The sequence below is a fragment of the Pseudolactococcus hodotermopsidis genome, assembly GCF_011170085.1.
Taxonomy (GTDB): Bacteria; Bacillota; Bacilli; order Lactobacillales; family Streptococcaceae; genus Pseudolactococcus; species Pseudolactococcus hodotermopsidis.
In genome coordinates this window covers 1-4,321 of the sequence record NZ_BLLI01000101.1, presented here as the reverse complement: position 1 = coordinate 4,321, position 4,321 = coordinate 1, and the positions used below count along the sequence as shown (strand labels likewise).

4 protein-coding genes are annotated in these 4,321 nt (G+C 41.1%); all 4 read left to right on the top strand.

Going from position 1 to position 4,321, the window contains the following annotated elements; genetic code table 11:
• The first annotated feature begins 230 nt into the window (after positions 1-230).
• The 4 genes from rpmB (at position 231) to Hs30E_RS10525 (ending at position 4,150) form a co-directional block, all read left to right on the top strand.
• On the top strand, positions 231-419 hold the full coding sequence (gene rpmB / locus Hs30E_RS10540; protein ID WP_172209892.1) for a 50S ribosomal protein L28: 189 nt from the start codon (positions 231-233) through the stop codon (positions 417-419).
• Between the two features lie 101 nt (positions 420-520).
• The gene (locus tag Hs30E_RS10535; protein WP_172209891.1) at positions 521-883 is read left to right on the top strand and encodes an Asp23/Gls24 family envelope stress response protein; all 363 of its coding nucleotides are present in this window, start codon (positions 521-523) and stop codon (positions 881-883) included.
• Positions 884-2,563, top strand: coding sequence for a DAK2 domain-containing protein (locus tag Hs30E_RS10530; RefSeq protein WP_172209890.1), 1,680 nt, complete (start codon positions 884-886; stop codon positions 2,561-2,563). It begins immediately after the preceding gene.
• Positions 2,564-2,791: 228 nt separating this feature from the next.
• Positions 2,792-4,150 (top strand): FAD-dependent oxidoreductase, encoded by a 1,359-nt coding sequence (locus Hs30E_RS10525; RefSeq protein WP_172209889.1) that lies wholly within the window; start codon positions 2,792-2,794, stop codon positions 4,148-4,150.
• Positions 4,151-4,321 lie beyond the last annotated feature (171 nt).

Below are 4,321 nucleotides of genomic sequence, written 5' to 3'. Positions count from 1 at the left end.
CTTGATAACACGATACTTTTTCAATTCATTCACAGTGAGTAATATCCTTTTCATAAGTATTAGTTTAACATTTGGGACATTTTATGTTTCGACCTACTTAGGACATTATCACTTTCGAATGATAAGAAAATAATAATAGCGAAACCACTTGATTTTACCCTAAAATATGGTATAATGTTCTAGTGTGTTATCAAAATGACTAACAAAAATTAAACAGGAGAGATATAATCATGGCTAAAGTATGTTACTTTACAGGTCGTAAGACTTCATCAGCAAACAACCGTTCACATGCAATGAACAAAACAAAGAAACAAGTGAAACCTAACTTGCAAAAAATCAAAATCGTTGAAAACGGTAAAGTTAAAACAGTATGGGCATCAGCTCGTGCGCTTAAAAACCTTTCAGTTGAACGTGTTTAATTGAAAAAACCGTGGGAAAACTTCACGGCTTTTTTATTTCCTAAAATAATGGTAAAATGAGGATAGCGATTTAATAAAATTTATCTAAACGAGGAAAAATAATGACTGTTACAATAAAAACGAAAAATGGGACAGTTGAGATTGACAATGATGTCATTTCAACTATTGTTGGCGCATCAACGACTGAAATTTTTGGTGTGGTTGGCATGACCAGTAAAAACGCTGTCAAGGACAATTTCAAAACGCTTTTGCGCCAAGAAAATTATGCGCGTGGTGTCGTGATTTCAGCGACTGAGCAAGGTGTTGATGTTGATATTTATGTTGTTGTCTCATTCGGTGTGAGAATCTCTGAGGTCGCGAAAAATGTGCAAGAGCGCGTGAAGTTTAACCTTGAAAATCAACTTGGTATCACGGCGAACTCTGTCAATGTTTTTGTGCAAAATGTGAAAGTGGTGGCTGAATAAATGGCAAATACAATCAATGCAGGCTTGTTTCAAGAAATGATTCAAGCGGCAAGTACACGTCTGAATAAGCAAGCTGAATACGTCAATTCGCTGAATGTCTTTCCTGTTCCCGATGGTGATACTGGGACAAATATGGGGATGACGATTACCAATGGCGCAAAAGCTGTTGCTGATACGCAAGCGCAGACGGTTGGCGAAGTTGCTGCTGTGCTGTCAAAAGGTTTGCTCATGGGGGCACGTGGCAATTCTGGTGTTATTTTATCTCAACTTTTCCGTGGTTTTGGTCAAGCAATCAAAGATGAGGAAGAATTTACCGCTGAAAATTTAGCTAAGGCTTTTCAAAATGGTGTCGAAGTGGCATATAAAGCGGTCATGAAACCTGTTGAGGGAACAATTCTCACGGTTTCTCGCGGTGCTGCAGCATTTGCCAACAAAAAAGCGGCGGAGTCTGACGATGCGGTTGAGATTTTGCGTGCGGCATTGAACGGCGCAAAAGTTGCTTTGGCAAAAACACCAGACATGTTGCCAGTGCTAAAAGAAGTCGGCGTTGTTGACTCGGGCGGGCAAGGCTTGGTTTACATCTATGAGGGGTTTGTTGCGGCTGCAACAGGTGAGTACATCGCAAGCGAGGAGTTCGAGGCGACACCAGCGGTCATGGATGAGATGGTCAATGCCGAACATCATAAATCGGTGGCGGGGCACGTTGCGACTGAGGACATCAAGTTTGGCTACTGCACGGAAATCATGGTGGCACTCGGTCAAGGTCCGACGGCTAAGAAAACCTTTGATTACGACGAGTTCAGAAACTATCTCAATGAAATCGGTGATTCGCTTTTGGTGGTCAATGATGATGAGATTGTTAAGGTTCACGTTCACACTGAAGACCCCGGCATTGTCATGCAAGAGGGACTGAAATATGGCGCTTTGGTCAAGGTCAAGGTTGACAATATGCGCGAACAACACGATGCGCAAGTTATCAAAGAAAATGCGTCTGAACCTACAAAATCAGCTGAAATCAAAGAGTTTGCAGTGATTGCAATCGCTGCGGGAGGCGGTTTAGCGAAGATTTTCAAAGATATGGGTGCTGATTACGTGATTTCTGGTGGTCAGACGATGAATCCGTCGACTGAAGATATTGTCAAAGCGATTGAAACAGTCAACGCACGTAATGTGATCATCTTGCCAAACAACAAAAATATTTTCATGGCAGCACAATCTGCGGCAGATGTTGTCAATGTTCCTGCTAAAGTTGTTGAATCTAAGACCGTTTCACAAGGTCTGACAGCCTTGCTTGCTTTTGAGACAAGTAAAACTTTGGCTGAAAATGCAGCTGATATGACTGAAAATCTCTCGGAAGTCATCAGTGGTCAAGTTACCAACGCGGTTAGAGATACAACCATTGACGGACTTGAGATTCGCAAAAACGATTGGCTCGGTATGGTTGACAACAAAATTGTTGTGTCTGAAAAAAATATTCATGCTGTTTTGACGGCAACTTTTGCGCAGATGTTGGCTGAAAATGATGATGCGGAGATTGTTAGCATTTATGTTGGAGCTGACGGCAAGCGCAAATTAGCTGAAACTTTGGCAGAAGAGCTTAGCGATGACTATCCAGATGTCGAAGTTGAGATTTTCAATGGCGGACAACCTGTTTATCCTTATCTTTTTTCTGTTGAATAAAATGCTGAAAATCGCCGTCAGGCGGTTTAAATAAGTGTAAAAAGAGCTATGTAGTTGGGTGCATAGCTCTTTACGATTCCTCATGGTAGAAGTTATGATTTCATCAGCAAAATAAGTCAAAAATTTCCAAGCAAATAATTTGCGAAAACGTTTTCGATACGTTATCATGTAAATAGTATCACAAATAAAATAGAAGAAATGCGCCATTATGCGTATTGAGGAGAATTTATGAAAGTCGTTATTGTGGGTGCAAGCCATGGTGGACACCAATCAGCCTTGGAACTTTTGGACAAGTACGAAGGTGCTGATGTGACAATTTATGAAAAAGGAGATTTTATCTCATTTTTATCATGTGGTATGCAACTTTTCCTTGAGGATAAAGTAACAGATGTTGATGATGTTCGCAATTTCCGTCCTGAGGACATTGAAAAACGTGGTGGTAAGGTTAAAGCGCAGCATGAAGTGTTGACGTTTGATGCAACTAAAAAAGAAGTTACGGTTAAAAACTTGGCGACTGATGATGTTTTTGTTGATACTTATGACAAACTCATTTTGTCGTCAGGCGTGACGCCAGCTGCTTTGCCAGTTGTGGGCACAGAGTTGGAAAATGTTTTCTTCATGCGTGGTCGTGCTTGGGCACTTAAAATCAAGGAAAAACTTGAAAATAAAGACGTGAAAAATGTTGTTGTCATCGGTTCTGGCTATATCGGCGTTGAAGCAGCTGAGGTTTTCGCTGAAGCTGGTAAAAAAGTGACAATTATTGACATGATTGATGATGTTCTTGGCAACTATCTTGACAAAGAATTGACGGATATTTTAGCGCCTGTTTTTGAGAAAAATGGTGTAGCGCTTGAACTTGGTGCTAAAATCACAGGATTAACAGGCGACACTGCTGTGACAGGTGTTGAGACATCAAACGGCACGATTGCGGCTGATTTGGTTATTGTGGCAGCAGGTGTGACGCCAAACACAGCATGGCTTAAAGGTTTGGTTGACCTTGAAGAACGTGGTCAAATCAAGGTTGACGACTATTTGCGCACATCTGCCAAAGATGTTTATGCAGTCGGCGATGCGATTTTGCCACTTAATCTTGCCAGTCAAACACACACACCAGTTGCGTTGGCCTCAACTGCTCGTCGTGAAGCGCGCTATGTTGTGCGTAACATTGAAAATAATGTCCCAACTGAAAAATTCCGTGGTGTTTTGGGAACAAGCGCCTTGACTGTTTTTGGTTACAAGTTTGCTATGACAGGTCTAAATAACTTTTCAGCAGCACGTTCTGACGTGAAGATAGCTGGTCATTTCTTTAAAGATACATTGCGCCCAACTTTTGTAAAAAATGACGGCAACACTGATATTTTTGTGAAACTCAACTTTGACGAAACAACGCATAAAATTCTTGGTGGTCAAGTGATGTCAACTTATGATGTGACGGCGCAGATCAATACTTTGGCACTTGCAATTACAGCGGGTATGACCCTTGAAGAGTTGGCTGAGGCTGACTTCTTCTTCCAACCAGGTCTTGACCGTCAATGGTCTATGCTCAACCTTGCCGCACAAGCAGCACTTGGAGAAACTAAGTTTTAATCTTTTTTGAAAAACACTTCGGATTTGATAGCTGAAGTGTTTTTTATTAGACTTCTCCCAAAAATAAAAAAATTTGTTATACTATAGTCATGAACTATGAATCCCTCAGCAAACTCAGCGATAGCCATTTTAAACGTCTAGTTGGCGTTAAACGTCCAACCTTTGAATCTA

Excerpts from the sequence above, each read along its gene's own strand:
- rpmB (WP_172209892.1), top strand. The coding sequence starts at position 231 with ATGGCTAAAGTATGTTACTTTACAGGTCGTAAGACTTCATCAGCAAAC.
- Hs30E_RS10535 (WP_172209891.1), top strand. The coding sequence starts at position 521 with ATGACTGTTACAATAAAAACGAAAAATGGGACAGTTGAGATTGACAAT.
- Hs30E_RS10530 (WP_172209890.1), top strand. The coding sequence starts at position 884 with ATGGCAAATACAATCAATGCAGGCTTGTTTCAAGAAATGATTCAAGCG.
- Hs30E_RS10525 (WP_172209889.1), top strand. The coding sequence starts at position 2,792 with ATGAAAGTCGTTATTGTGGGTGCAAGCCATGGTGGACACCAATCAGCC.